The organism is Candidatus Thiodiazotropha endolucinida (assembly GCF_001715975.1).
GTDB lineage: Bacteria > Pseudomonadota > Gammaproteobacteria > Chromatiales > Chromatiaceae > Thiodiazotropha > Thiodiazotropha endolucinida.
Window position 1 is genome coordinate 115,484 of record NZ_MARB01000008.1, and the last position, 23,576, is coordinate 139,059.

General features: G+C 53.6%; 20 protein-coding genes. 7 read left to right on the top strand and 13 right to left on the bottom strand.

Features of this window, described 5'->3' with window-relative positions; all coding sequences use genetic code 11:
• Nucleotides 1–14: 14 nt before the first annotated feature.
• From lipA to CODIS_RS08695, 13 genes are all read right to left on the bottom strand, one after another.
• The gene (gene lipA / locus CODIS_RS08635) at nucleotides 15–989 is read right to left on the bottom strand and encodes a lipoyl synthase (RefSeq protein WP_069123986.1); all 975 of its coding nucleotides are present in this window, start codon (nucleotides 987–989) and stop codon (nucleotides 15–17) included.
• Nucleotides 986–1,570 carry a lipoyl(octanoyl) transferase LipB gene (gene lipB / locus CODIS_RS08640; RefSeq protein WP_069124172.1) on the bottom strand — a complete coding sequence of 195 codons (585 nt, stop codon included), beginning with the start codon at nucleotides 1,568–1,570 and terminating at the stop codon, nucleotides 986–988. Before lipB ends, lipA begins: the two co-directional genes overlap by 4 nt.
• A 113-nt stretch (nucleotides 1,571–1,683) precedes the next feature.
• A complete protein-coding gene (locus CODIS_RS08645) occupies nucleotides 1,684–1,953 on the bottom strand; it encodes a YbeD family protein (protein ID WP_069123989.1) in 270 nt (89 codons plus the stop codon).
• A gap of 13 nt (nucleotides 1,954–1,966) precedes the next feature.
• Entirely contained in the window at nucleotides 1,967–3,121 is a 1,155-nt protein-coding gene (locus CODIS_RS08650; protein ID WP_069123991.1) for a D-alanyl-D-alanine carboxypeptidase family protein, read from the bottom strand.
• A 49-nt stretch (nucleotides 3,122–3,170) separates the two neighbouring features.
• Entirely contained in the window at nucleotides 3,171–4,019 is an 849-nt protein-coding gene (locus CODIS_RS08655) for a septal ring lytic transglycosylase RlpA family protein (RefSeq protein WP_154723061.1), read from the bottom strand.
• A 12-nt stretch (nucleotides 4,020–4,031) separates the two neighbouring features.
• Nucleotides 4,032–5,036 carry a lytic murein transglycosylase B gene (gene mltB, locus CODIS_RS08660; RefSeq protein WP_069123994.1) on the bottom strand — a complete coding sequence of 335 codons (1,005 nt, stop codon included), beginning with the start codon at nucleotides 5,034–5,036 and terminating at the stop codon, nucleotides 4,032–4,034.
• Between the two features lie 6 nt (nucleotides 5,037–5,042).
• A complete protein-coding gene (gene rodA, locus CODIS_RS08665; RefSeq protein ID WP_069124000.1) occupies nucleotides 5,043–6,176 on the bottom strand; it encodes a rod shape-determining protein RodA in 1,134 nt (377 codons plus the stop codon).
• Entirely contained in the window at nucleotides 6,166–8,010 is a 1,845-nt protein-coding gene (gene mrdA, locus CODIS_RS08670; RefSeq protein WP_069124003.1) for a penicillin-binding protein 2, read from the bottom strand. The genes rodA and mrdA overlap by 11 nt, the downstream gene beginning before the upstream one ends.
• 49 nt (nucleotides 8,011–8,059) lie before the next feature.
• Nucleotides 8,060–8,548, bottom strand: a complete 489-nt coding sequence (mreD, locus tag CODIS_RS08675) for a rod shape-determining protein MreD (RefSeq protein ID WP_069124006.1) — start codon at nucleotides 8,546–8,548, stop codon at nucleotides 8,060–8,062.
• Nucleotides 8,545–9,450 carry a rod shape-determining protein MreC gene (mreC, locus tag CODIS_RS08680; RefSeq protein ID WP_069124008.1) on the bottom strand — a complete coding sequence of 302 codons (906 nt, stop codon included), beginning with the start codon at nucleotides 9,448–9,450 and terminating at the stop codon, nucleotides 8,545–8,547. The genes mreD and mreC overlap by 4 nt, the downstream gene beginning before the upstream one ends.
• A gap of 116 nt (nucleotides 9,451–9,566) precedes the next feature.
• Nucleotides 9,567–10,616: a rod shape-determining protein gene (locus CODIS_RS08685; protein WP_083220638.1), complete on the bottom strand. Its 1,050-nt coding sequence runs from the start codon at nucleotides 10,614–10,616 to the stop codon at nucleotides 9,567–9,569.
• A gap of 283 nt (nucleotides 10,617–10,899) precedes the next feature.
• On the bottom strand, nucleotides 10,900–12,288 hold the full coding sequence (locus CODIS_RS08690; RefSeq protein WP_069124009.1) for a DUF5666 domain-containing protein: 1,389 nt from the start codon (nucleotides 12,286–12,288) through the stop codon (nucleotides 10,900–10,902).
• Entirely contained in the window at nucleotides 12,281–13,102 is an 822-nt protein-coding gene (locus tag CODIS_RS08695) for a DUF6502 family protein (RefSeq protein WP_069124178.1), read from the bottom strand. The genes CODIS_RS08690 and CODIS_RS08695 overlap by 8 nt, the downstream gene beginning before the upstream one ends.
• A gap of 511 nt (nucleotides 13,103–13,613) precedes the next feature.
• Between CODIS_RS08695 and gatC the strand changes: the two genes are divergently transcribed.
• From gatC to glcF, 7 genes are all read left to right on the top strand, one after another.
• On the top strand, nucleotides 13,614–13,901 hold the full coding sequence (gatC, locus tag CODIS_RS08700) for an Asp-tRNA(Asn)/Glu-tRNA(Gln) amidotransferase subunit GatC (RefSeq protein WP_069124010.1): 288 nt from the start codon (nucleotides 13,614–13,616) through the stop codon (nucleotides 13,899–13,901).
• A gap of 66 nt (nucleotides 13,902–13,967) precedes the next feature.
• Nucleotides 13,968–15,422 carry an Asp-tRNA(Asn)/Glu-tRNA(Gln) amidotransferase subunit GatA gene (gatA, locus tag CODIS_RS08705; protein ID WP_069124012.1) on the top strand — a complete coding sequence of 485 codons (1,455 nt, stop codon included), beginning with the start codon at nucleotides 13,968–13,970 and terminating at the stop codon, nucleotides 15,420–15,422.
• Nucleotides 15,423–15,499: 77 nt separating this feature from the next.
• Nucleotides 15,500–16,933, top strand: coding sequence for an Asp-tRNA(Asn)/Glu-tRNA(Gln) amidotransferase subunit GatB (gene gatB / locus CODIS_RS08710; RefSeq protein ID WP_069124014.1), 1,434 nt, complete (start codon nucleotides 15,500–15,502; stop codon nucleotides 16,931–16,933).
• Nucleotides 16,934–17,010: 77 nt separating this feature from the next.
• On the top strand, nucleotides 17,011–19,224 hold the full coding sequence (locus tag CODIS_RS08715; RefSeq protein ID WP_083220639.1) for a reprolysin-like metallopeptidase: 2,214 nt from the start codon (nucleotides 17,011–17,013) through the stop codon (nucleotides 19,222–19,224).
• A 905-nt stretch (nucleotides 19,225–20,129) separates the two neighbouring features.
• Complete coding sequence (locus CODIS_RS08720; RefSeq protein WP_069124017.1) at nucleotides 20,130–20,810, top strand: energy-coupling factor ABC transporter permease; 681 nt, start codon at nucleotides 20,130–20,132, stop codon at nucleotides 20,808–20,810.
• A 104-nt stretch (nucleotides 20,811–20,914) separates the two neighbouring features.
• Nucleotides 20,915–21,739, top strand: coding sequence for a methyltransferase domain-containing protein (locus CODIS_RS08725; protein WP_162420177.1), 825 nt, complete (start codon nucleotides 20,915–20,917; stop codon nucleotides 21,737–21,739).
• Between the two features lie 479 nt (nucleotides 21,740–22,218).
• Complete coding sequence (gene glcF, locus CODIS_RS08730; protein WP_069124023.1) at nucleotides 22,219–23,520, top strand: glycolate oxidase subunit GlcF; 1,302 nt, start codon at nucleotides 22,219–22,221, stop codon at nucleotides 23,518–23,520.
• Nucleotides 23,521–23,576 lie beyond the last annotated feature (56 nt).

Here is a 23,576-nt window from a genome sequence, read left to right on the forward strand (position 1 = left end):
ATCGAACCTGACAGCTACCCCTGGAGTAGGGGATTCGCCTGCAGATCCGCATGATAGGAGGAGCGCACCATGGGGCCGCTGGCAACACTGGTAAAGCCCATCTCCTGCGCAATCCCACCCAATTCCTCGAATTCTTTCGGGGTGACAAACCGGTCGACAGGCAGATGGTCTTTGCTTGGTTGCAGGTATTGACCCAGGGTGAGCATCTCACAACCGTGTTGGCGCAGTGCCTGCATGACTTCGAGTACCTCATCCCGCGCTTCCCCCAAACCCAACATTAGCCCTGACTTGGTGGGTAGATCCGGCTGACCCTGCCTGAAACGCTGTAGCAGATTGAGTGAACCCTGATAGTCCGCCCCGGGGCGGGCCTGTCTGTAGAGTCGTGGTACCGTCTCGAGATTGTGGTTGAAGACGTCGGGCGGATGAGCTGACAATGCCTCGAGCGCCGGTTCGATGCGACCACGAAAGTCAGGTACCAGGATCTCGATCCTGGTCTTGGGTCGTCGTAGGCGCACTGCCGATATGCATTGCGCAAAATGATTTCCGCCGCCATCACGCAGGTCGTCACGGTCGACCGAGGTAATGACCACATAGTTGAGTTTCATCGCGGCAATCGCCTCTGCGAGTTGTACCGGTTCATGTGGATCGAGGGGTTTGGGCTTACCGTGGGCGACGTCGCAGAAGGGGCAGCGGCGGGTACAGATGTCCCCCATGATCATGAACGTTGCCGTGCCGTGGTGGAAGCATTCGCCGAGGTTCGGGCAGGCGGCCTCTTCACAGACTGAACTCAATCCTCTTTCACGCAGGATGCGGCGAATGCGGCCGACCTCCTTGCCGAGCGGTGCCTTGGCACGGATCCACTTGGGTTTGCGCGGGAGGGTTTCCTGCGGTTCAACCTTGACCGGGATGCGCGCCAGCTTGGACTTGCCCCGTTGGTGGCTTTCCGGTGTGGTGCGGGATGGCGGCAGGATGTCTTTGTCGAGGCTCATGGATCTACTTCGGTATCGATGAAGGTCAGAGTGTAGCCTAAAGTTTGCGCCAGGTGGTGGGGCAATTTCCGGCCGAGTGTAGCCAGGTCGGCATCTATCCGTTGATCGGCCAGCTGGGTTACCTTGAGTCCGGGGTAACCGCAGGGATCGATGCGGGTGAATGGAGCGAGATCCATATCCACATTCAAGCTGAGTCCGTGAAAGCTGCAACCCCGCCTTACCCGCAGGCCCAGCGAGGCGACCTTGCTCTCAGCGATATAGACACCGGGGGCGTCGCGGCGTGCAGCTGCCGCGATGCCATACTCGGCCAGGAGTGATATCACCGCCCCTTCCAGGTGGTCGACCAGGGTGCGAACGCCTATGCGGGCGCGTCGCAGATCCAGTAAAAGATAGGCGATAAGCTGTCCGGGACCGTGATAGGTAACCTGGCCGCCCCGGTCTGTCTTGATCACAGGGATATCGCCGGGATCGAGGAGATGTTCTGTCTTGCCGGCCTGTCCCAGGGTGAACACAGGTGGATGTTCGACTAACCAGAGTTGATCCGGACTCGAGGCATCGCGCGCATTGGTGTAGTCCTGCATGGCCTGCCAGGTAGTTTGGTAGGACTGCAGTCCGAGCTGCCGGACCAGGAGACGAGAGGACACTTCAACCGCTTCCGAGTGTGTTGACGGATTATTGATTGGTGCGGTGGGCACTACAACGCCATGACCACTTTTTCGTGGGCACTGAGATCGAGGTAGATGGCATCGAGCTGGGCCTTGCTCTCCGCACGCAGGGTGATGGTGACAGAGACCCATTTCCCCCCTTTACTGAGCCGGCTGTTGACCGAGGTTTCCAGGAGCGCTTCCGTATGACGGCTCACCAGTTCCACAATCATTGCCTCGAATCCTGGCTCCGCCTTGCCCATCACCTTGATCGGAAAGTCGCAGGGAAATTCCAGCAGTGTCTCTTCATCCTGGCTCATGATGATTTGGCTTTCACTCCAGCCACAACAGTGCGCTGTCTTTGATCAGCTGCCAGATATTACCGTCAGCAATACTTTTGAGCGCTACCAGGGGGGCTTCAGTGACCGGCTCCCCATTCAGGCTGATACTGACATGACCGAGTACCTCTCCCTGTTTGACAGGGGCCATGATTTTCGGTTCGATCTCCATGCGGGCATCAAGATTTTGATACTGGTGACGCGGAATGGTCACGTTCAGGTCCTGACTGAGGCCGAGAGGCAGTTTCTCTTTATCCCCCTTCCAGATGCGCGCCCGGTTGAGCACCTCTCCTGCTGTGTAGAGCTGGTGGGTTTCATAGAAACGAAATCCGTAATTGAGCAGGCTTTGGCTCGCCTGGGCTCTGGCCTCTTCGCCCTTGGTGCCCATCACCACCGAGATGAGGCGCATGCTTTCCCGCTGGGCGGATGCCACCAGGCAGTAACCCGCCGCCTCGGTGTGGCCTGTCTTGATACCGTCGACACTATTGTCCCGCCACAGTAGCTTGTTGCGGTTGTGTTGGGTTATATCATTGAATACAAAAGATTTGTCACTATACCAGGGGTAGTATTCAGGGAAATCGCGGATGGTGGCCGACGCCACCTTGGCGATATCCGCAGGCGTGGTGTAGTGGTCATCGTCGGGCAGCCCGGTACTGTTGGTGAAATGGGTGTCCGTCATGCCGAGTTCCCGGGCGATGTTGTTCATCAATTCCGTAAAGGTGGCTTCGCTGCCGGCGATATGCTCGGCCAGTGCAACGCAGGCATCGTTACCCGATTGAATGATCATTCCCTTGACCAGATCGATGACTTTGACCTTTTTGCCGACCTCGATGAACATCCGCGAACCCGGTGTACGCCAGGCCTTCTCGCTGATCAGTACACTGTCTTCCAGGTTGATATTGCCCTCTTTCAATTCGCGAAAGACCGCATAGGCCGTCATGATCTTGGTCAGGCTCGCAGGCTCAAGCCGATTGCCGGCACCTTTTTCGGCAAGCACCTTGCCACTGTGAAAATCGACCAATAGATAACCTGAGGCGGCGACATCCGGGGGGGCCGGTGTTGGGACGGCGGCATAGGTTGTAAACGTTATCAGGCAGGAGAGCCACAACAGAGCGGTTTTTAAGAATCTGGTCGGTGACAGTTGGTGCATGGGTAGGGGTAATATCATCGGCATAGTGATGCGCTATTCTATTTATCGGTCAGCGAATGACAACATGTGGGTTGGCAATTCCGAGTTTGCCGAGTTTTTGACTCAGATGGTCAGCAAGCTCCACACTGGCAATCGGCCCCACCTGCACCCGATAGACCGGGCGTTCCGGGTGCGCGCTGTCTTCTATGAGCACACTCGCCTGTAAATGTTCCTCCAGCCTCTTTTTCAGGCGTTGTGCGTTCTCGGAACTGCCGAAGGCGCCAACCTGCAGGAAGAGCTCAGGCAGCATGTTGCCTTTTCTCAGTTTCACCGGTTTAGCCCTGACCGGCGCTATTTTGCTGCCGGGATCGAGACTGACTACCTCGACCAGGCCTGTTCCCTCACCGGTAATGCCCAGCTTCCAGGCTGCGGTATAGGAGAGGTCAATCAGGCGATTGTCATGAAATGGGCCGCGGTCGTTGACCTTGACCACCACGCTGCGGTTGTTTTTCAAATTGGTGACGCGGACATAGCTTGGCAGAGGCAAGGTCTTGTGGGCTGCCGTCATGGCATACATATCGTAGGTTTCGCCGCTGCTGGTGCGCTGGCCGTGGAATTTACTGCCGTACCAGGAAGCGATTCCGCGGGCATTGTATCCTCGGCTGTGGGCCATTGTGTAGTAGCGCTTGCCGAATACCTCATAGCTCTCGGGATTGCCATAGCGGCTTTTGGGTTCGTTCTTGGGTACCGCATCGGGAATGGTTGCCATATCGGCGGGAGGGGGGTGGCGGTGACTGATGCCATCCCGGGCTGGGCTGCGTCCAACCTTGCTGGTGCTGCATGCGCTGATCAAGATCGTCCCGCAGAATGCGACCACAATGGTCTTCGTCAAAACCCTGGCAGGCAATTGTGTGCTCATGCTTGTCATTATCTACTTGGCTGCATCGGCCGCCTGTTTGGCGGCATGGATCTCCTGGCTCAGTTGATAGACGGCCATCGCATAGAGGTTGCTGTGATTGTAGCGTGTTATGACATAGAAGTTGTGCAGCCCCAGCCAAAACTCAGGTTTCTCGCCGGCATCCAGCTTTATCAGGCTGGTCAGTGTCCCGGGTGAGGGTGATTTGCCGTTCACCGGGCGGACGCCTTTGGCCAGCAGTTTGCCTACCTGGATGCTGGGCTTCATCCCGGCTTCGACAAAGGATTGCAGATCCTCTCCGCCATTGGTGAGCAGGGTAATGGGTTGATTGGGTTTCCAGCCATGGGTTTTGAAATAACTGGCAACGCTGGCGATGATATCGGCATTGCTGTTCCACAGGTCACGACGGCCGTCGGCGTCGTAGTCTACCGCGTATTCGCGATAGCTGCTGGAGATGAATTGGGGCTTGCCCATGGCGCCGGCATAGGATCCCATGGCGCTTTCGAGGTCGACTCGCTCTTCCCTGGTCAGCAGCAGGAACTCTTCCAGTTCGCGGCGAAAGAATTTCGCCCGTTTCGGATAGCCGAAGGCGAGTGTGGTGAGAGCGTCGATGACCCGGTAACGGCCAGTGTGTTTGCCGTAACGGGTCTCCACGCCGATGATGGCGACGATAATCTCGGCCGGTACGCCATAGCGTTCGCTGACGGAGGTCAGCAGGGCCTCATTCTCCTGCCAGAATCTGACCCCGCCTGCAATCCGGTCCGGCTTGAGAAAGATGGGGCGGTATTCATGCCATGCCTTGGATTCAGCGGGCCGGGTGATTGCGGAGATGATGTCATCCCGAAAGGTTGTGCTGTTCAGCAATCGCTCAACCCTTTCTGCATTGAAGTTATGCTTGCTCGCCATCTCGAGAGCGAATTTTTTGAATTCTGTCGTTTGCCTCTGGGTGTGGGCGCATGCCTGTGTGGTCAGGATGAGCGTGAACAGGGGCAGAATAAGGAGTCGGGTAATGAGTTGCATGATCGTTTAAGTCGGTAGTAGTTTTTTATGGGTATGAATAGACATCAGCATACCGAAGCTGGCAAGAATGGTCACCAGGGATGTGCCTCCGTAACTGATCAGAGGTAAGGGTACACCTACTACAGGCAGTAATCCTGTGACCATTCCGGCATTGACGAAAAGATAGACGAAAAAAACCAGTGACAGCGATCCGGCAAGGATTCTGCCGAAGGTGTCCTGAGCCTGAGTGGCGATATAGAGCCCGCGCATAATGATAAAGAGGTAGAGAGAGAGTAGCGCCAGCACGCCCACCAGTCCAAACTCCTCGGAGATGACCGCGAAGATGAAATCGGTATGCCGTTCAGGTAGAAACTCCAGGTGCGACTGGGTGCCGTTCAGCCAGCCCTTGCCGCTGATGCCGCCGGAGCCGATGGCGATTTTCGACTGGATGATATGGTATCCGGTACCCAACGGATCGCTCTCCGGGTTGAGGAAGGTCAATACTCGTTGGCGCTGGTAATCGTGCATGAAGTACCAGGCGACTGGTCCGAGCGCAGCCATCAGCAGGCCTATGGCGCTAATCACGCGCCAGCTGATGCCGGCCAGAAAAAGGGCGAACGTGCCAGCGGTCGCCACCAGGAGCGCGGTGCCCAGGTCGGGTTGTTTTGCGATCAGTAAAACAGGAATCAGGGTGAACAGGCCCGCAATGATCAATCGGGAAGGATTGGGCGGCAGGCGATGTTCGGCCAGATACCAGGCGATCAGCATCGGCAGGGTGAGCTTGAACATTTCCGAAGGTTGAAAGCGGAGAACCCCGAGATCCAGCCATCGTTGGGCACCCTTTCCCAGCTCACCGAACAGGATCACCATAATCAACATGAGGACCCCGGCAGCATATAAAAAGGGAGACCAGCGACGTAAATTGGCGGGATGGATCTGGGCGAGTACGATCATGGCGGTAAAACCGAATCCCAGTCGTATCAGCTGCTTTTGCAGCAGTATCATCTCTTTGTCGCCGGCGCTGTAGAGGATGCTCAAACCAACACCTGACAGGATCAGTAAGCCGGTCAATAGCGGAAGATCGATATGCAACCAAGCCAGCAGTCCGCTGGCCTGCGCCGGCTGTGATTCGTAGAAGGTGGTGTAGTTCCTACCCCGCATCAGGTGCTCCGATGAGATAACGATCCATCACTTTGCGTGCTATGGGTGCGGCAACTGAGCCGCCATGTCCGCCATTCTCGACAACCACGGCGATGGCGATACTGGGGTCTTCAGCGGGTGCGAAGGCGATGAACAGGGCATGATCGCGTTTGCGTTTTGCAATCGTCTCTTCGTCATACTCCTCATCCTGTTTTATGCTGAATACCTGAGCCGTACCGGTTTTGCCGGCAATTCGATAATGGTCGGTGTGGATTGAGCGGGCGGTACCCCGGACGCCTTCGACGACCTGCGACATGGCATGAATGACCTGATTCCAGTGTATGGGGTCGAGCTGATGAAGTTCATCCACAATCTTTGGGCTCTCTATCTGTGTGCCATCGGGTTTTTCAATGCTATCAACGACTCTGGGACGGATGTGATGACCACGATTCGCCAGGGTTGCAGTGGCGGAGGCGAGTTGCAGCGGGGTCGTCAGAAAATAGCCTTGACCGATACCGACGATCAGGGTCTCGCCAGGATACCAGGGTTCACGTTGTTTCTGCTGTTTCCATTCACGGCTCGGCATCAGGCCTGATAATTCGCCGTCCAGGTCGATATTGGTGGGTTGGCCGAAGCCAAAACCGGTCAGGAATTCATAGAGTCTGTCGATGCCGAGCGTGCGCGCCAGCTCGTAATAATAGACATCGCAGGACTCCACGATCGCCCGCTCGAGATCGACCTTGCCATGCCCCCATTTTTTCCAGTCACGATACTTGTGGTCTTTTCCCGGGAGCTGATAGTACCCGGGGCAGTAGTTCTCCTGATGATAACCCACCACGTCGTACTCCAGGCCGGCGAGACCAATGAAGGGTTTAACGGTGGAGCCTGGTGGGTATTGGCCACGGATGGCGCGGTTGAAAAGGGGATTGTCGAGGGATTGCTCCAGCTCCCGGTAGGCCTTTGCACTGATACCCTCGACAAACAGGTTGGGATCGAATCCCGGTTTGCTGACCAGGGTCAGTACACCGCCGGTTTTGATATCGATGGCGGCGACGGCACCGTTGTAGTCGCCCAGCGCCTCCAGGGCTGTCGCCTGCATATCCATATCCAGGAAGAGCCGCAGATTATCCCCGGGTCGCGGAGGTTGATTCTCCAGTACCCGCAATACCCTGCCCTTGGCGTTGACCTCTACCTGTTGCAGACCGACATTGCCATGCAACATGCTTTCATAACTTTTTTCGACACCATTCTTGCCGATGAAATTGGTGCCCCTGTAGTTGGAAGTGTCGATGATCTGGAGTTCTTGCTCGTTGATGCGACCGACATATCCCAGTAGATGGGCGGTCTTCATGCCTTGCGGGTAGTCGCGCAACAGGCTTGCTTTGACATCGACACCTGGAAAGCGGTGACGATTGACAGCGATACGGGCAACCTCCTCATCTTTAAGACGTACCCGAATCGGAATACTGTCGAACCGCCTGCGCTGTTTGCGCAACTCATGGAACCTGTTGATATCATCTTCAGTTATGTCAATGATTTCACTCAGCTCTTGAATCGTGTGATCAAGGTTTTCAGTTCTCTCCGGGGTGATCTCCAGACTGTAGGCGGGGAGGTTTTGCGCCAGAATAGCGCCATTTCGATCATAGATAAGGCCGCGTGTCGGAGGGAGTGGTTCAAGTTTTACCCGGTTATCCTGGGACAGGGTGGTGTAGTGATCGTGGTTTTCCACCTGCAGGTAGAAGAGACGCCCAACCAGGATCAGCAGAACCAGAAGGACAAGTGTGCCTGAGGCGATGGCGCGCCCCAGAAACAACTGGCTCTCATGCAGATAGTCCTTGATCGAGGATTGGGGCAATCGAACCTCCCAGGGTTAGTTAGTGTTGATCCAATCGGCTTTATAAAACCTAGCTAATGTGAAAACGGCGTCGCATATCCCGAAGAATAATAAAAACCCAGGGCCATAGCAGGGTGCTGATCAAAGGTGTTATCCAGTACCAGAGCGAGGGAGTCGGGTAGCCTGCCGCTCCCGTTGACCACAAAGCCAGCAGACGTTCCACGAGTAGCAGGATAAAAATCGTGAAGACTTGCTGACGCAACGGCATGACACGGACTCGTAGATACAATTTCAACATAATATAGGCGATTACCGAGAATCCCAGGGCATGCTGGCCTAACAGTGTACCGGTGAGTACATCCAGCAACAGGCCTGTTGTCCAGCTGATGCCGACGCCAATGCGTTCAGGCACTGCCATGCACCAGTAGATCAGGATCAGGGCGACCCATTGCGGACGATAGGCGGTGGCCCACTCCGGCAACGGAATGATGGTCAGGATAAACCCAATCAGCAGGGTTAAGGTGATGATATAATTGCGGGATTGCGCTTGATCGATCATTCGCCCGCCTCCCCGCTCGGTGCAGTTGACGCCGGTAGCGCTTCATCCTCCTCCATTGGCATGGAATCCGCAACGATGTCGGGATCCAGGGTCCATACCAGTAATACTTCGCGTATGCGATCCAGATGGGCGGTCGTTTGTGCGATAACGGAGGCAAAGGGCTGTCCAGGCTCGCGCCTCACATCAATCACTTCGGCCACGGGATAGCCGGGTGGAAAGCTGCCCCCCATGCCTGAGGTGGTCAACAGGTCGCCTACCTTGATATCGGCATTGTTAGGAAGATGGGGCAGTTCGAGACGGTTGATCAGGCCGGTACCCAGGGCGATGGTTCGCAGGCCGTTGCGGTGGACCTGAACCGGGAGGGCATGGGCGGCATCGGTGATCAACAGCACACTGGCACTGAATGGGTTGATATGGGTTACCTGACCGACTACGGCATTCGCATCAACCACCGGCTGTCCTACGAACAGTCCTGAGGTTTTCCCTTTGTTTATCAATACTTGTTGGCGGAATGGGTCCTGTTCCACGGCAACCAGCTCTGCGATCAACACCCGGTCTCCAACCTTGAACGAAGAGTCCAAAAGGCCTCTCAGACGCATGTTTTCCGCTTCCAGGGCTTCGAATTTCTGCTGTCTCGCACGCAGCCGCAGGTTTTCCGCATGCAGTCTGTCGCGCTCCGCCTCGAGTTCGCTGCGACTATTGATGGCGTCGCTGGCGGACTCGCTTAAAAGTAGGGGCAACGAGGCGAGATATTGCACCGGGAAGAGCAGTACCGAGAGTCCGGAGCGTAGCGACTCCAGATGGTTGTAGCGATGATCCAGGACCATGATTGCTATGGATAGCAGCGCGGCAGCCACCAGCCTGGTGGTGATCGAGGGACCCTGTGTAAAAATGAGTTTAATGGCTGAATAACTCCACTTTCAATTCACTGGTTCCCTGCATCGAGCTAATGGTGTCGTTATAGGGTTTGTCTCCATCCAGTTGCAGGGGGGGCAGGCCTAGGGCCTGTTAACAGGCCCTAGTCAACCATAAAGAACTCACCACCCCGCTCATCGATGAGCTCCAATGCCCGGCCACCACCACGCGCCACGCAAGTGAGTGGATCCTCTGCAACGATGACGGGCAGACCGGTCTCTTCCTGAAGCAGCCGGTCGATATCCTTGAGCAGTGCGCCACCGCCAGTCAGGACAATGCCGCGCTCCGCCACGTCGGCGCCAAGTTCGGGGGGAGTCTGCTCGAGGGCGGTCTTTACCGCGCCCACGATACCTGAGAGCGGTTCCTGCAGCGCCTCAAGGATTTCATTACTGTTGAGGGTGAAACTGCGCGGAATGCCTTCGGCCAGATTTCGGCCCTTTACATCGATCTCCTTGACCTCATTGCCGGGATAGGCAGAGCCTATTTCATGCTTCACTCTCTCTGCGGTGGCTTCGCCGATCAGTGTGCCGTAGTTACGTCGCACATAGTTGACGATCGCTTCATCGAATCGGTCGCCACCCACGCGCACGGAATTGGCATAGACGATACCGTTCAGGGAGATGATCGCCACTTCGGATGTGCCGCCGCCGATATCCAGCACCATGGAGCCCCGGGCTTCGTCCACCGGCAGGCCAGCGCCTATTGCTGCTGACATCGGCTCTTCAATCAGGTAGACCTCTCTCGCCCCTGCGCCGGCCGCCGATTCCTTGATAGCGCGCCTCTCCACCTGGGTGGAGCCGCAGGGTACGCATACCAACACGCGGGGACTGGGGCGGATGATGCGGCTCTCATGCACCTTATGGATAAAGTACTGCAGCATCTTCTCGGTGACGGTGAAATCGGCGATAACTCCCTCTTTCATCGGTCGGATGGCGGTGATGTTGGTGGGTGTTCGCCCCAGCATCTTTTTAGCGTCCTCACCCACGGCAACAACCGATTTTGCACCACCGGGACCACGGTCCTGGCGGATCGCGACCACTGAGGGTTCATTAAGCACGATGCCCTGGCCACGGGCATAGATCAGGGTATTGGCGGTACCCAGGTCAATGGATAGGTCATTGGAAAATATGCCACGTATGCGTCGGAACAGCATGGATCTCTTGTCTTTTTCTCTATTGGTAAAGGTTTGGCCGAAACGTGGGCAGTTAGCGATGTGGAAGTTAGCTGAAAACCCCTGCTCTGGCCAAACCGACAGTCGGTTAATCTATCAATGGTACAGGAGTTGGGCAAGAATGGGGATGGTCAATTGAGCACAATTGGCCAAATAAATGTTGACTGCAAATACGGTCTCTACCCCGATCAGGCTCGCGTTCCCTTGCGGGCTGAATCGCAGCAGGGGTGAGACCTGAATAGCCTCACCCTGCCGCGGGTGACGGTCAATCCTCCTCTTTAATGCTGGTAGCGATCAGCACACCATTGCTAAAGTTCCCTTTCACCTCAATTTGTTGACTGGCGAAGCTGTTGTCATCCACGCCGGAGATATCAATGAGGATACCGAAGATCTCGATTGTCGATGGACTCACGGAATTGGGTATGCCTTTGACCTCGGCGTTGTGGTTAGACGGTGCGTGTTCCAATTCCAGTTTACTCGCTACAAGCATACCGTTGTCGATATATACCTTTGCCTCCAGATAGTCGGAGGAGATCAGTTGTTCCAAAGTGAAGGAGGAGCTCTCACCGACGTCGCTCTCCATGATGGTGGAGCTATCGACTTTGATAGTTTGGCCCAGCAGGGTCACTGTGCCGGCGGCGGTATCGACGTTGCCGATCCCGAGGACACCACCGATTTCTCCACGCTCTGATGATGTGGCCTTCAGCTCAATCTCTTCGGCGAGTAGAATATCGCCGTTCATAACGCCATCAACCTCTGCGACTCGCCCTGCCGTAAGTTGGCTGGTGGCCCCACTCAGAGAGGTGGCGGATGCGTCCACGACCTGTCCGTTGAGGGAAAAGAGGTTATTTGCATCGAGCGCCTGTGTTATCTGGCCTTCAATCTCAACCTCTTCACCGTCTTCCGCCACCACACGACTGCCGTCACCTTCGATTTCGATGGAATCGGCAACGAACAAGTCACCGCTAAAGCTGTCACCTTCAACCTCGACAAATGTGCCTGCGGGCGGAATCGACGGGATGCTCGAGGCATCGATGACCAGACTGCCGATCTGGAATTGATTCCCGGAAACCGCACTGATTACTCCCGAGACCTCCAGTTCGCCACCCGCCCAGGCAAGCGACTTGACCTCTATGCGGGTCGCCAACACGGTACCGGTACCATCGGTGAAACCGCTAACCTCCACTTCGCTATTGACCGGCAGGTTCTCCAGCGTTGTGGCATCGATATGATTGTCATAAACCGTATCCCCGTCCACGGTAATGGTTTGATCCATGACCTCAAGGGTGTTGTTATTGGTGATATCGTTGCTGCTGACTACACCCTCTATCAGGCTGTCGTAGGATACCGAGTCCGCGATACCGGATGCGTTTGAAGCATCACTGCTGCCGCTGATGCTGACCACCATGCCGATCGCCAGGTCGTCCTGGGTCGCAGCCATATTGTTGACGGTAAAGCTGGCGTCGTTGGTATTGAATTCGATACCGTTGACAAAAATGGAGCCGAAATTGGTGACTCTGCCCTGGGTGATACCGGTGCCGCCGATGCCGCCATCGGCGACTTGTGGACCACCACCGCCACCGCAACTGGTGAGTCCTGCTACCGTAGCGCCCATTGCCGCCGAAATCAGGATCTTATGAATAAGACTATTCATCCTTTATTACATCCTGTTCAAAATAGTAGATGCCGATTCCGGCCTGTTTACGGCCGGTGCCATCGGCATCCGGGTTGAGATCTCGATCGTGTTGAGACAGATACTTGTCGCACTCCACCAACAGTGCCTGTGACATTTCAGCACTCATACTGCGAAATTCGATAAGCGCCTCTATGGGGAGGTTGTCGTAAGCGACCTTGCGCTGAAAGTAGGGAGTTTGCGAGCCTTGCTGTAGATTATGATCGATGGTGTCAATCAATAATTGCACATCCGTTCCCAGAATATGCAGTTTTCCTGTCTCACCGGTACGTGGAACATAGCCATCGCTGAGGAGCGTGATTTTGCCGCTCTCATCCTTGGCGATAGTACCCACCCTGATCAGTTCGTCGTAGATCGCACGGGGCGGTACATCGCCACTATGTTCCTTGACCAGTTTACTGAAGCTCGCCTTCCCTTTATCGAAGTAGAGCGGTGCCGGGGTGCCTTTTTTGGATTGGAAGCGGGGATCGCGCAGCCAACCGGAAATAACCCTGGCGGCGCGATTATATTGATGCGCGATGGCGCTATCGTCGGGAGTGTCGATTTTTTGTAATCGGCTTACCTCTTTACGGGTTAGCCCAGTAATGACAGATACCCTAGAAACCGTCTGTTTTCGGCCGGGGATGCCAAACTCCTTGGATGCCACGTCCATAAAGGTCCATTTGCTCAGATCGGCAAAATCTCCATAAGTAAAGCCGTTTCGCAGCATCAGCCGGACCAGCGGTCTGAGCAGCTTGAGAATGGATGCAGTAAGTGTCTTGCGAATCTCGTCCATGGGCATTAGTTACCGGGTGATTCTGTTTATCAATGTATCTGACTACTCTATATCCCAGCTATGTCTGGATGTCGTTGATATTTATCGCCTGTCAGGCTGGTTTTTTTGTTACAGCAGTTTCCATCTGAACCGTTCAGCTGAACGCCATGCTGCATTATCGCCAGCAGGGCTGTCAGTGCCTGATGTTGGGAATTATATCCCAATGCCTTCCTGAATTGAATTGTAGACCTAGTTGTCACTTTTCAGAAGTTGAATTTGGATCACACTTTATTATGAGGCATTAACTTCCTGTTTTTTTAACATTTATTATGAATTCTACCTAGATTAATGCCCTTGTTGGCCCCTGTGGGTCTCAGGTGACCGCCAGGGAACGATTTTTAACTCTCAACGTGTATTTGCTCGATCCGGAGACACGACAGCATCCTTTATGGTTTATTTACTGTTCAAGTATCATGTATCGCCGATGAGAATATGGTAGATTTGCCCATTTTTCAGAGCAGGTAGCAGACGGATGTCTCTAGATAAGTCCGATGTCGAAAAAATTGCCCATCTGGCGCGGATGGCCCTGGATGAGTCGCATATCGATGCCTATGTCGAGGATCTCAGTAATATCCTCGATCTGGTGGAGCAGTTGGAAGCGGCGAATACCGATACCATCGAGCCGATGTCCCATCCTCTCCACATGGCCCAACGCATGCGGTCGGATGAGGTGACTGAAGGCGATTGCCGCGAGGTCAACCAGGCTGTAGCGCCCAAGACTGAAAACGGTCTCTATCTGGTACCAAAGGTCATCGAATAACGGGTCCCGAGAATATGACCGGTCTGACCGTAATCTCTTGGATATTCATTGGACACAAATCATACTATGCACAGTAAAACCATTGCTGAACTGGGCGCCGCAATGCAAGCCGGAGAGTTCTCCAGCGTTGAACTGACACGCCATTTTATCGAGCGCATCGAGCGGTTGAACGGAGATCTCAATGCCCTGATCACCCCTACCCCGGATCAGGCGCTGGCAGAGGCCGAAGCCGCTGACAGGGTGATCAGATCCGGGCAGGCCGGTCCCTTGACCGGGATTCCCCTGGTGCAGAAGGACATCTTCTGTACTCAAGGTGTCAAGACCAGCTGTGGTTCCAGGATGCTGGATAGTTTCATCTCACCCTATGATGCGACGGTGGTGGAGAGGCTGAAACAGGCCGGCACGGTCTCACTGGGCAAGGCCAATATGGATGAGTTCGCCATGGGGTCTTCCAACGAGACCAGTTACTATGGGCCTGTACGCAATCCATGGGACCAGAACAGGGTGCCGGGGGGCTCGTCAGGGGGGTCTGCTGCAGCAGTAGCCGCGAGAATTGCGGTTGCCGGTACCGGTACCGATACCGGTGGTTCTATTCGCCAGCCGGCGGCACTGTGCGGTATTACAGGTCTCAAACCGACCTATGGACGGGTTTCCCGCTTTGGCATGATCGCCTTTGCCTCAAGCCTCGATCAGGCGGGCCCGATGACACGCAGCGCCGAGGATGCCGCTATGCTGTTGCAGGCGATGGCGGGATTCGATTCCAGGGATTCAACCTGTGCCGATCAACCCGTGCCTGACTATTCGGCTACGCTGAACGACTCCTTGCGGGGACTGAAAATCGGTCTTCCCCGGGAGTATTTCGACGCAGGACTGGACAGCGCCGTTGCGGCATCCATCGATGGTGCGATCGGTCTTTACAAACAGCTGGGTGCCGAAGTGGTCGACATCAGCCTGCCAAATACGGCCTTGGCGGTGCCGACCTACTACGTGGTCGCACCGGCAGAGTGCTCATCCAATCTATCCCGTTTCGATGGCGTTCGATTCGGTTATCGCTGTGAAGACCCAAAGGATCTGGAAGATCTCTATAAGCGATCCCGGGGAGAGGGTTTCGGTGCAGAGGTCAAGCGCCGTATCCTGATCGGTACCTACGCCCTTTCCGCCGGTTATTACGATGCCTACTATCTGAAAGCGCAGAAAACAAGACATCTCATATCAGATGATTTCAAGCGGGCCTTTGAAACGGTCGACGTAATCATGGGTCCGACTACGCCGACGACCGCCTTTGCCCTGGGCGAAAAGACGGATGACCCGGTGACCATGTACCTGAACGATATCTACACCATCGCCGCCAATCTGGCCGGATTGCCGGGAATATCCATTCCGGTGCAGCCGGTCAACGGGTTGCCTGTCGGATTGCAGATAATCGGTAACTATTTCACCGAAGGAAAATTACTGAATGTGGCTCACCGGCTTCAGGCGGAGACGGATTGGCACCTTCAGACGGCTGAAGGCTTTGCATGAGTTTGGGCCGATCGGGTGAGTGTTGTCGGCTCCTGACTGGTCAAAGGCATCTATACAAACAGTTTTAGAGAAAAGATATGCAGTGGGAAACCGTTATCGGGCTTGAGATTCATACTCAACTGGCGACCAGGTCAAAGATCTTCTCCGGCGCCTCGACCGCTTATGGTGCGGATCCTAATACCCAGGCCTGTATCATCGATCTGGGGTTTCCCGGCGTACTGCCGGTGCTGAATGAGTCGGCGGTGGATATGGCGCTCAAGTTCGGTATTGCGGTGAATGCCGAGATTGCGCCTCGATCCATATTCGCACGCAAGAACTACTTCTATCCCGATCTTCCCAAGGGTTACCAGATCAGCCAGTTTGAACTGCCGATTGTCGGCAAGGGCTCCATCGGCATCGACCTGGAGGATGGCACGCATAAAGTGATCGGGATAACCCGTGCACACCTTGAAGAGGATGCGGGAAAGTCATTGCACGAGGATTTCCATGGCATGAGCGGGATCGATCTCAATCGCACCGGGACCCCGTTGTTGGAGATCGTATCCGAGCCGGATATGCGCTCCATCAGGGAGGCCGTGGCCTACGCCCGCAAGATCCATCAACTGGTGGTCTATCTTGGGATCTGTGACGGCAACATGCAGGAGGGCTCATTCAGGGTCGATGCCAATATCTCGATTCGTCCCTTCGGCCAGGAGGCCTTCGGCACACGCACTGAGTTGAAGAACATCAATTCGTTTCGCTTCATGGAGCGCGCCTTGAATTACGAACTGGAGCGCCAGATCGATCTGATCGAGGGTGGTGACGAGGTTGTCCAGGAGACCCGGCTCTACGATGCCGACCGGGATGAAACCCGCTCCATGCGCAGCAAGGAGGAGGCCAACGACTACCGTTATTTCCCCGATCCCGATTTGCTGCCTGTCGAGATCGGCGAGGAGCGACTGCAACGGGCCAGGCGGGGTATGCCTGAATTGCCGGATCAGAAGCGGCAGCGCTTTGAATCCGAATACAGGCTGAGTGCAGCGGATGCACTGACGCTGACCCTGAGTCGGGCAATGGCCGATTACTATGAAGAGGTGGTTGCAAGCGGTGGAGATGCCAAGACAGCAGCCAATTGGGTTACCGTTGAACTGGCGGGAGCATTGAACAAGGCCGGACTTGATCTGACGCAATCGCCGGTCAGCCCAAAACAGCTGGGTGGCTTGCTGCAACGTATTGCGGATAACACCATTTCGGGGAAGATCGCGAAACAGGTGTTCGAGGCCATCTGGAACGGCGAAGGGGATGCAGATGCCGTGATCGAGGCAAAGGGTCTGAAACAGATTACGGATAGCGGTCAGATTGAGAAGATAATCGATGAGGTGATCGCCGCCAATCCCAAGCAGGTGGAACAGTTCAAGGCGGGTAAGGATAAGCTGCTCGGTTTCTTCGTCGGGCAGGTGATGAAGCAGACCCAGGGCAAGGCCAATCCGGGGCAGGTCAATAAGATCCTGATGGCTAAATTAAAAGATTGATCGGCGATGGGGCTGCCTGTCATCGATGAAACACTGTGATGATTTAAGGTGAAAAGGTATCCGTGATGCAGGAATCTATGGCAAGACGTATGAGATGGATTCTGGCATCACTCATTTTGCTTTCTCCCGCAATCACAACCGCTGCAATCTGGCAGGACTTGGATACATCTGAACCGGCGGCAAAAGGTCTCGACCTGTCATCCGTTTACTATCGCCGACTGGGGGCGGACAGCTCCGCCTTGAGGCAGCGTCTGCTGCAGGCACCGTTGCAGGATACAAGCGCTTCCGGCATTGAACTTGAGCTACCGCTGCCCTATGGATCGATGCAGCGCTATGCCGTTGAGGAGTCGCCGGTGATGGCCGAATCGTTGGCTCACCGCTATCCAGAAATCCGCACTTACAGGGTGAGGGGAGTGGACGATCCCGCCAGTAGTGGGCGCCTGGATCTGACACCGCAAGGCTTTCATGCCATGCTTACAACGCCGGCAGGGACTGTGTATATCGATCCGGACGAAGAAGGTGGCTATCGGAGTTATTACAAGCGGGATTATGCGGCTGTACAAGGTGATCGATTATCTCCCTTGGTCTGTATGCATCGCGATGGTCAAACGGAGAGTGATCATTTTGCCACAGTGTTTTCGCAAACCCGGGCAAGCAGAACTGTCAGTGGCGCACATCGCCGGGTCTATCGCCTCGCCGTGGCGGCAACAGGTGAATACAGCGCTTTTTTTGGCGGCACTGTCAGCGCCGCACTGGCGCAAATCGTCACCACAATCAATCGGGTGAACCAGATCTATGGCCGCGACCTGGCTGTGCAGTTTCAACTGGTGGGAAATAACGATCGCATCATCTTTACCGATCCAGATTCGGATCCCTATACCCAGACCGCTGCCGGTATCGGATTGATGCTGGTCGAGAATCAGCAGCAACTCGATTTCATGCTGGGCGCGGACAGCTATGACATCGGCATTCTGTTCGGCACGGTCGGTGGCGGATTGGCCAGCGTGGGTTCCCTATGCACAACCTACAAAGCCCAGGCCTATACCGGTACGCCTATGCCGGATAGCGACGCCTTCTATATCGATTTTGTCGCTCATGAACTGGGCCATCAATTGAATGCAACGCACTCATTCAATGGCACAACGGCGAGTTGCGGTGGTGTCAACAGAGTGGCGAGTGCCGCCGTGGAACCGGGTAGCGGTTCAACCATCATGAGTTATGCCGGCATTTGTGCCGAGGAGAACCTGCAGGCCAATTCTGACGCCACCTTTCATGCCGTCAGCATTCAGCAGATGAACGAGTTTATCACCCGTGGCGAAGGCAATCAGTGCGGTCAGTTGACCGTCACGGGAAACAACGCCCCCAGTGTCGATGCGGGTCAGGAAGGGGATGGCGGCAGTCTCAGCATACCTGCCGCCACGCCTTTCATGCTGAATGGCACGGCAAGTGACGTGGACGGGGACAACCTCTCCTATCAATGGGACGGGATGGATGCGGGGGGTGTTGCCGGTGCAACGGATGCATCAACCATTGGCACCGATCTGCCCGACGGCAGCAATCCGTTGTTTAGATCATTTCTGCCTAAACAAACTGCGGTGCGCTATTTCCCACGATTGAGTCAATTATTGACACGACAGGAGGATATCGGCGAGACCCTGCCTCAATCCGGTCGAACACTCAATTTCAGACTGACTGTGAGGGATGGTGAAAGTGGTGTCGCCAACGATGATATCACTATTCAGGTGGATGGCGATCAAGGGCCCTTCAGGATAACCGGTGGGGATTTGAACCGTTCGTCTACCTATATGGGTGGTGGCTCGCATACCCTTGAATGGTCAACCGCGGGCACCGAAGCAAGCTGCCCAACCGTACATGTTTCACTCCTTAGTTTGAGTTCTGGCAATCCACCTGCAACATTCTGCAATATGCACGACAGCGGATTAGACCGGTTGTACCTGGGCGAGTTCTCCAATAGCGGTTCCGCCAACATCGTACTGCCGAATGTCTCTGTTGAGTATGCCCGTGTCATGCTCAGTTGCTCGGATAACATATTCTTCGCACTTTCCGATGCCACGTTTAGCATTGCAAGTGCAGAGGCGGCCCTTGGTAATGACTGTCAGCCGTTGGACGGAGAAGATCTGGAACATGGTACGATCTTCAACGCTGCTGACGGGGCGGAAAAGTTTGATAGCCCTGGCGGCGGCGGCCAACTGTTCTGGATACTTATTGTTCTGGCCTCTGGTGCTGTCTATCAATCGACTCGCTTAACGAGCAAGCCAGGCCGGAGTTAGTGAAGTCTATTGAAGTTTGTGACTGTTTCCATCCTCCCCATAAGCATTAGCTATAGATTCGGTTAAGTCTAGCCTGCTTTGTCAGATCAACTGCCGAACGCAGTTGGTGACGCAACCATTTCTGACGATGGTTTTAATATCGAAGGTTATAATGCCACCTTCAGCAATCACCCGGCATTTGGCATATTATATGCAAATAATTTTCTGGTTAACCGCCATTCTCAGCTATCCGCTATCACCCGACGTCTCCCTCACGGTGGGTGTTGTAAAAGCAAACCGCAAATTGACGCAAATTAAATAAGTTCGCAAATGAAGCGATTTCGGTATTTTTTACCGGTCCTGAATGGAGGTGGTAGGGTAGGATCTATGTGACATTCTCATACATCTAACGAGTACCAAGCCAATGATTCGGTGTCTGAATATTGTGGGACAGGCCTAATTGTCAGTGAAGCTGACCACGCCCTGATTAATCCGCCGTTGACAGTATGAAATCTCGATTACTGTCAGAAATGCCTGATCGATACTCGGCTATTGCCTAGATTTATCTATTTTACCGGCTAAGCGCCGTTGCCGTTATTTTTGCGGATCTTCATGAGGGTGCTTGTCCCTATGACGCCAATAATGACAATGACTTGCGTAGTCATGAGGCTTTCTATAGCCAACTCCTATAGCGTTAATCAGATTTAGGTCTTGGACAAATAGTGATGCGTGGTAAATAGTTTCTTTTAATGGTAGCTGTCTGGATATTATGAAAGATAGTATCAAACCATATTGGCCGCATGTGAACTGAAGGAATGATTGAGCGGCGATAACCTGAATTTTAAAATGCGTATGGCAACGGGTATGGATGTTGCTAATGATTGTTTGACCAGTTGATCCACTAAGCATGAGGAGAGGGGGTACAGATGCATATTGAACCAGGCGTTGTCGAAGGCGCAAAAATAGCACTTAGCGTTGTAACGGCCGCAGGTGCGATCGGATATGCGGCCAAACTTGCGTTAAGCACCGTTAAGCAGGATGGTATCACTACAATTGCTATTCGCAGTGTTATCACGACTCTGCTCGTCTTTTGCTTTTTTGAGGTATTGCCGCATTATCCGGTTGGGGTGTCTGAAGTTCACTTCATCCTTGGCGCAACACTGTTTTTGATCTTTGGTGCAGGACCTGCAGCGATAGGGTTGGCAACGGGACTGCTCATCCAAGGGCTTTTACTGGCGCCGGCTGACTTGCCTCAATACGGTATGAATGTAACCTCTCTACTTGTACCGCTGTTGCTGGTTGATGCGCTGGCGCGTCGTCTGATCCCGGCAAAGACTGCCTATAAAGATGTCAAGTATGGACAGGCATTGGCCCTCTCAACCGCTTATCAGGGTGGTGTTATCGCTTGGGTGGCATTCTGGGCATTCTACGGTAACGGTTTCGGTGCCGAGAACCTGATCCAGGTAGGGTCATTCAGTGTTGCATATTTGACAGTCATTATAATAGAACCGCTGCTGGACCTTGCGATTCTTGCAACTGCAAAGTCATTGCATCAACTCAAGGACAGCAAGCTATTTCACTCACGTCTCTATCGTGCAGCTGTATAATCAGTAGCATTAAGAGGCCTCCTGATTGGAGGCCTCTTCTTATTTACATGTTGGGAATCAACCTTGAGTTGTAATGTCAAGTCAGCTGTATCGGGATGAGAAACATGATGGCTGCCCGGGATCCCCACAGGTTTGTCAATGATCTAGGTGACGAGGCGGTCGAACGCCTTATAAGTCGTTTGGAAAGTCGGGCAAAGGATAGTGTTTTTACAAGTCTCATTGATAAATACTCATCGCTGTTGTTACTTACTGACCCTGCAAAGGTGTTGGAGGTTGGCTGTGGTACGGGGGCAATGATTCGGTCTTTCGTGCGCAGTAAAAACTTCAATGGTCATGCTTTCGGCGTTGACCAAAGCGGTAGCTTCATTAATGCTGCGAAATCATTTGCCCGCCATGAGCATCTTGAAAATAGGCTGCAATTTCAGATTGGCGATGCGCATAATCTTGATTTTCCATCCGCAAGCTTCGACACCGTTATTGCCAATACACTGATAAGCCATGTTTCCGATCCTGCGCGTGTACTGGAAGAGATGGCGAGAGTGGTATGGCCTGGAGGAACAATCGCTGTTTTTGATGGCGACTATGCATCGCTGACCTATGCATTTCCTGACCATGATTTCGGCCGGCAAATGGATAGTGCACTGGCAACTGCTTCGTTCAACAACCCCAGGGTCATGCGTGATTTGCCGAGAATGCTGGATACCTATGGTCTTCAACTTGTTAGTGCTTGGGGCGATGCAGTTGTTGAGATTGGAGAGGGAAGTTATTTCAAATCTTTTGCTGAAACCTATGCGCCCTATGTAACTATTTCAGGGTTGATGGCGGAAAACGATGTCGATAGTTGGTTGTCTACACAGCGTGAAGCCATGAAGTCAGGGACATTCTTTGCATCATGTAACTATTACACATATCTTTTACGCCGCGTATAAGTTGCCAGAATCACCCGCATTCAGCCGTCAATCATCATAAATCAATGATGTTTCGCTGCCTGACAGTTAATAGGCGGTGTCATAATCTTTATAGTCTGGTGGTCAGCTGTGAAAGGGATATACAAAACGGTTGAGATGTCAAGCTGTCTTGCGTTAGGCATAAAATGGCTTCCTGCCTGTAAAAAAAGTATATGTCGATACTGAAAATCCACTATAGAAAAAAACTATAGATTCTATATAAATTAGCTCTTTGACAAATAGAAGTAACAGACAAGAATTATAGATACAGGCTATCCGTAAACCTGACAATCAAAGATTGTCGGGGTCCAGCTCTTATAAGTAAATAAGCATGTTTTGTGTTTGTAACCGGAAAGACGCACAAGGCAGCATGAAACATACAGAACAATTCAGAGGAGTCTGGAAAATCAATCATATGAAGGTCAACTCTATCTTTTCCGTTTTATGCATTGAACTGTCCTATGCAAACTAAATTTACAGACCAGCAGTTATCAGTGCCTGCCATAGCCAACTCGGATGTGGAATTGCGGGCCTGCCTGCAGTGCGACTACTGCACACCAAATTGTCCGACATTCAAATTGCTGGGTGATGAATACGACAGTTCACGTGGACGTGTCTACCTGATAAAGGGGTTGTTGGAGAATGAAGATAAGCCTGACCAGAAGACCGTCGATTATATTGATCGTTGCCTATCCTGTCTTGCCTGCATGTCCACATGCCCATCAAGCGTCCATTATCAGCATCTTATGGATCATGCAAGGGAGGTGATCGAACGGAAACATCACCGTAAGCCAGTGGACCGGCTTTCACGCTGGTTATTGGCGAAGATACTACCCTATCCTCAACGCTTTCGTCTGGCGATGCGGGCGGCAAGAACGATCAAGCCGGTAGCCTCGGTACTGCCCGGCCCGATTCGTGGCATGGTTGATTACACCCCAGACCGTCTTCCGCCTCCGAGCCCGAATGATCTGCCGCAAGTGTTTCCGGCTCACGGCCAGCGTAACAGTCGTGTGGCACTATTAACCGGTTGCGCACAGCAGGCTTTGAATACGGACATCAATGAGGCGACTATACGCATACTTCGCAGACACGGTTGCGAAGTTGTGATACCGCATGGTTCCGGGTGCTGCGGGGCTTTGACGCACCATATGGGAAAGACGAATGAGAGTCTTGCGGCAGCGGCAAAAAATATACAGGCATGGATGAAAGAGCTGGAAGGCGACGGGCTGGATGCAATAGTCATTAACACAAGTGGTTGCGGAACAGTTATCAAGGATTACGGTTTTATGTTTCGAAACGACTCTTTGGGGCAACAGGCGGCAACTATCGCCGGTTTGGCAAAGGATGTGACTGAAGTACTTTCAGGGATGAAATTAAACTACCTAATAAAACCTGGTCTGCGTATTTCCTATCATGCGACGTGCTCTCTGCAATTTGGTCAAAGAATTAGATTTACACCAAGAAAGCTATTGAAATCGGCGGGTTTCACTGTACTTGAGCCAAGGGACTCACATACCTGCTGCGGTGCGGCCGGTACCTACAATTTGTTGCAACCTGAGATCTCCAGGCAGTTGAAAGAGAGCAAGCTAAAGGAGTTGGAAGCAGGATCCCCTGCAGCGATTGCAGCTGGAAATATCGGCTGTATGATGCACCTGGCATCAAGCACAGAAACTCCTGTTGTGCATACGGTGGAACTGCTCGACTGGGTGACGGGAGGACCAATGCCCCGATCTTTGAGTGAAGTCTGTAGCAAAGCAGGTTAAGTAGCTACTCTGGTTTATCAATCAGGAATTTGTTTCGAGCCTCGGGGATTGGCGAT

Bases quoted from the DNA above. Each gene is read 5' to 3' on its own strand.
- CODIS_RS08685 (WP_083220638.1), bottom strand. From the start codon at position 10,616: ATGCTGTTCCGACGCATACGTGGCATATTTTCCAATGACCTATCCATT.
- mltB (WP_069123994.1), bottom strand. From the start codon at position 5,036: ATGCAACTCATTACCCGACTCCTTATTCTGCCCCTGTTCACGCTCATC.
- gatC (WP_069124010.1), top strand. From the start codon at position 13,614: ATGTCTCTAGATAAGTCCGATGTCGAAAAAATTGCCCATCTGGCGCGG.
- CODIS_RS08725 (WP_162420177.1), top strand. From the start codon at position 20,915: ATGATGGCTGCCCGGGATCCCCACAGGTTTGTCAATGATCTAGGTGAC.
- gatB (WP_069124014.1), top strand. From the start codon at position 15,500: ATGCAGTGGGAAACCGTTATCGGGCTTGAGATTCATACTCAACTGGCG.
- rodA (WP_069124000.1), bottom strand. From the start codon at position 6,176: ATGCGGGGTAGGAACTACACCACCTTCTACGAATCACAGCCGGCGCAG.
- gatA (WP_069124012.1), top strand. From the start codon at position 13,968: ATGCACAGTAAAACCATTGCTGAACTGGGCGCCGCAATGCAAGCCGGA.
- CODIS_RS08655 (WP_154723061.1), bottom strand. From the start codon at position 4,019: ATGAGCACACAATTGCCTGCCAGGGTTTTGACGAAGACCATTGTGGTC.
- mreD (WP_069124006.1), bottom strand. From the start codon at position 8,548: ATGATCGATCAAGCGCAATCCCGCAATTATATCATCACCTTAACCCTG.
- CODIS_RS08645 (WP_069123989.1), bottom strand. From the start codon at position 1,953: ATGAGCCAGGATGAAGAGACACTGCTGGAATTTCCCTGCGACTTTCCG.
- lipA (WP_069123986.1), bottom strand. From the start codon at position 989: ATGAGCCTCGACAAAGACATCCTGCCGCCATCCCGCACCACACCGGAA.
- CODIS_RS08690 (WP_069124009.1), bottom strand. From the start codon at position 12,288: ATGAATAGTCTTATTCATAAGATCCTGATTTCGGCGGCAATGGGCGCT.
- CODIS_RS08720 (WP_069124017.1), top strand. From the start codon at position 20,130: ATGCATATTGAACCAGGCGTTGTCGAAGGCGCAAAAATAGCACTTAGC.
- lipB (WP_069124172.1), bottom strand. From the start codon at position 1,570: ATGCAGGACTACACCAATGCGCGCGATGCCTCGAGTCCGGATCAACTC.
- CODIS_RS08650 (WP_069123991.1), bottom strand. From the start codon at position 3,121: ATGCACCAACTGTCACCGACCAGATTCTTAAAAACCGCTCTGTTGTGG.
- CODIS_RS08715 (WP_083220639.1), top strand. From the start codon at position 17,011: ATGGCAAGACGTATGAGATGGATTCTGGCATCACTCATTTTGCTTTCT.
- CODIS_RS08695 (WP_069124178.1), bottom strand. From the start codon at position 13,102: ATGGACGAGATTCGCAAGACACTTACTGCATCCATTCTCAAGCTGCTC.
- glcF (WP_069124023.1), top strand. From the start codon at position 22,219: ATGCAAACTAAATTTACAGACCAGCAGTTATCAGTGCCTGCCATAGCC.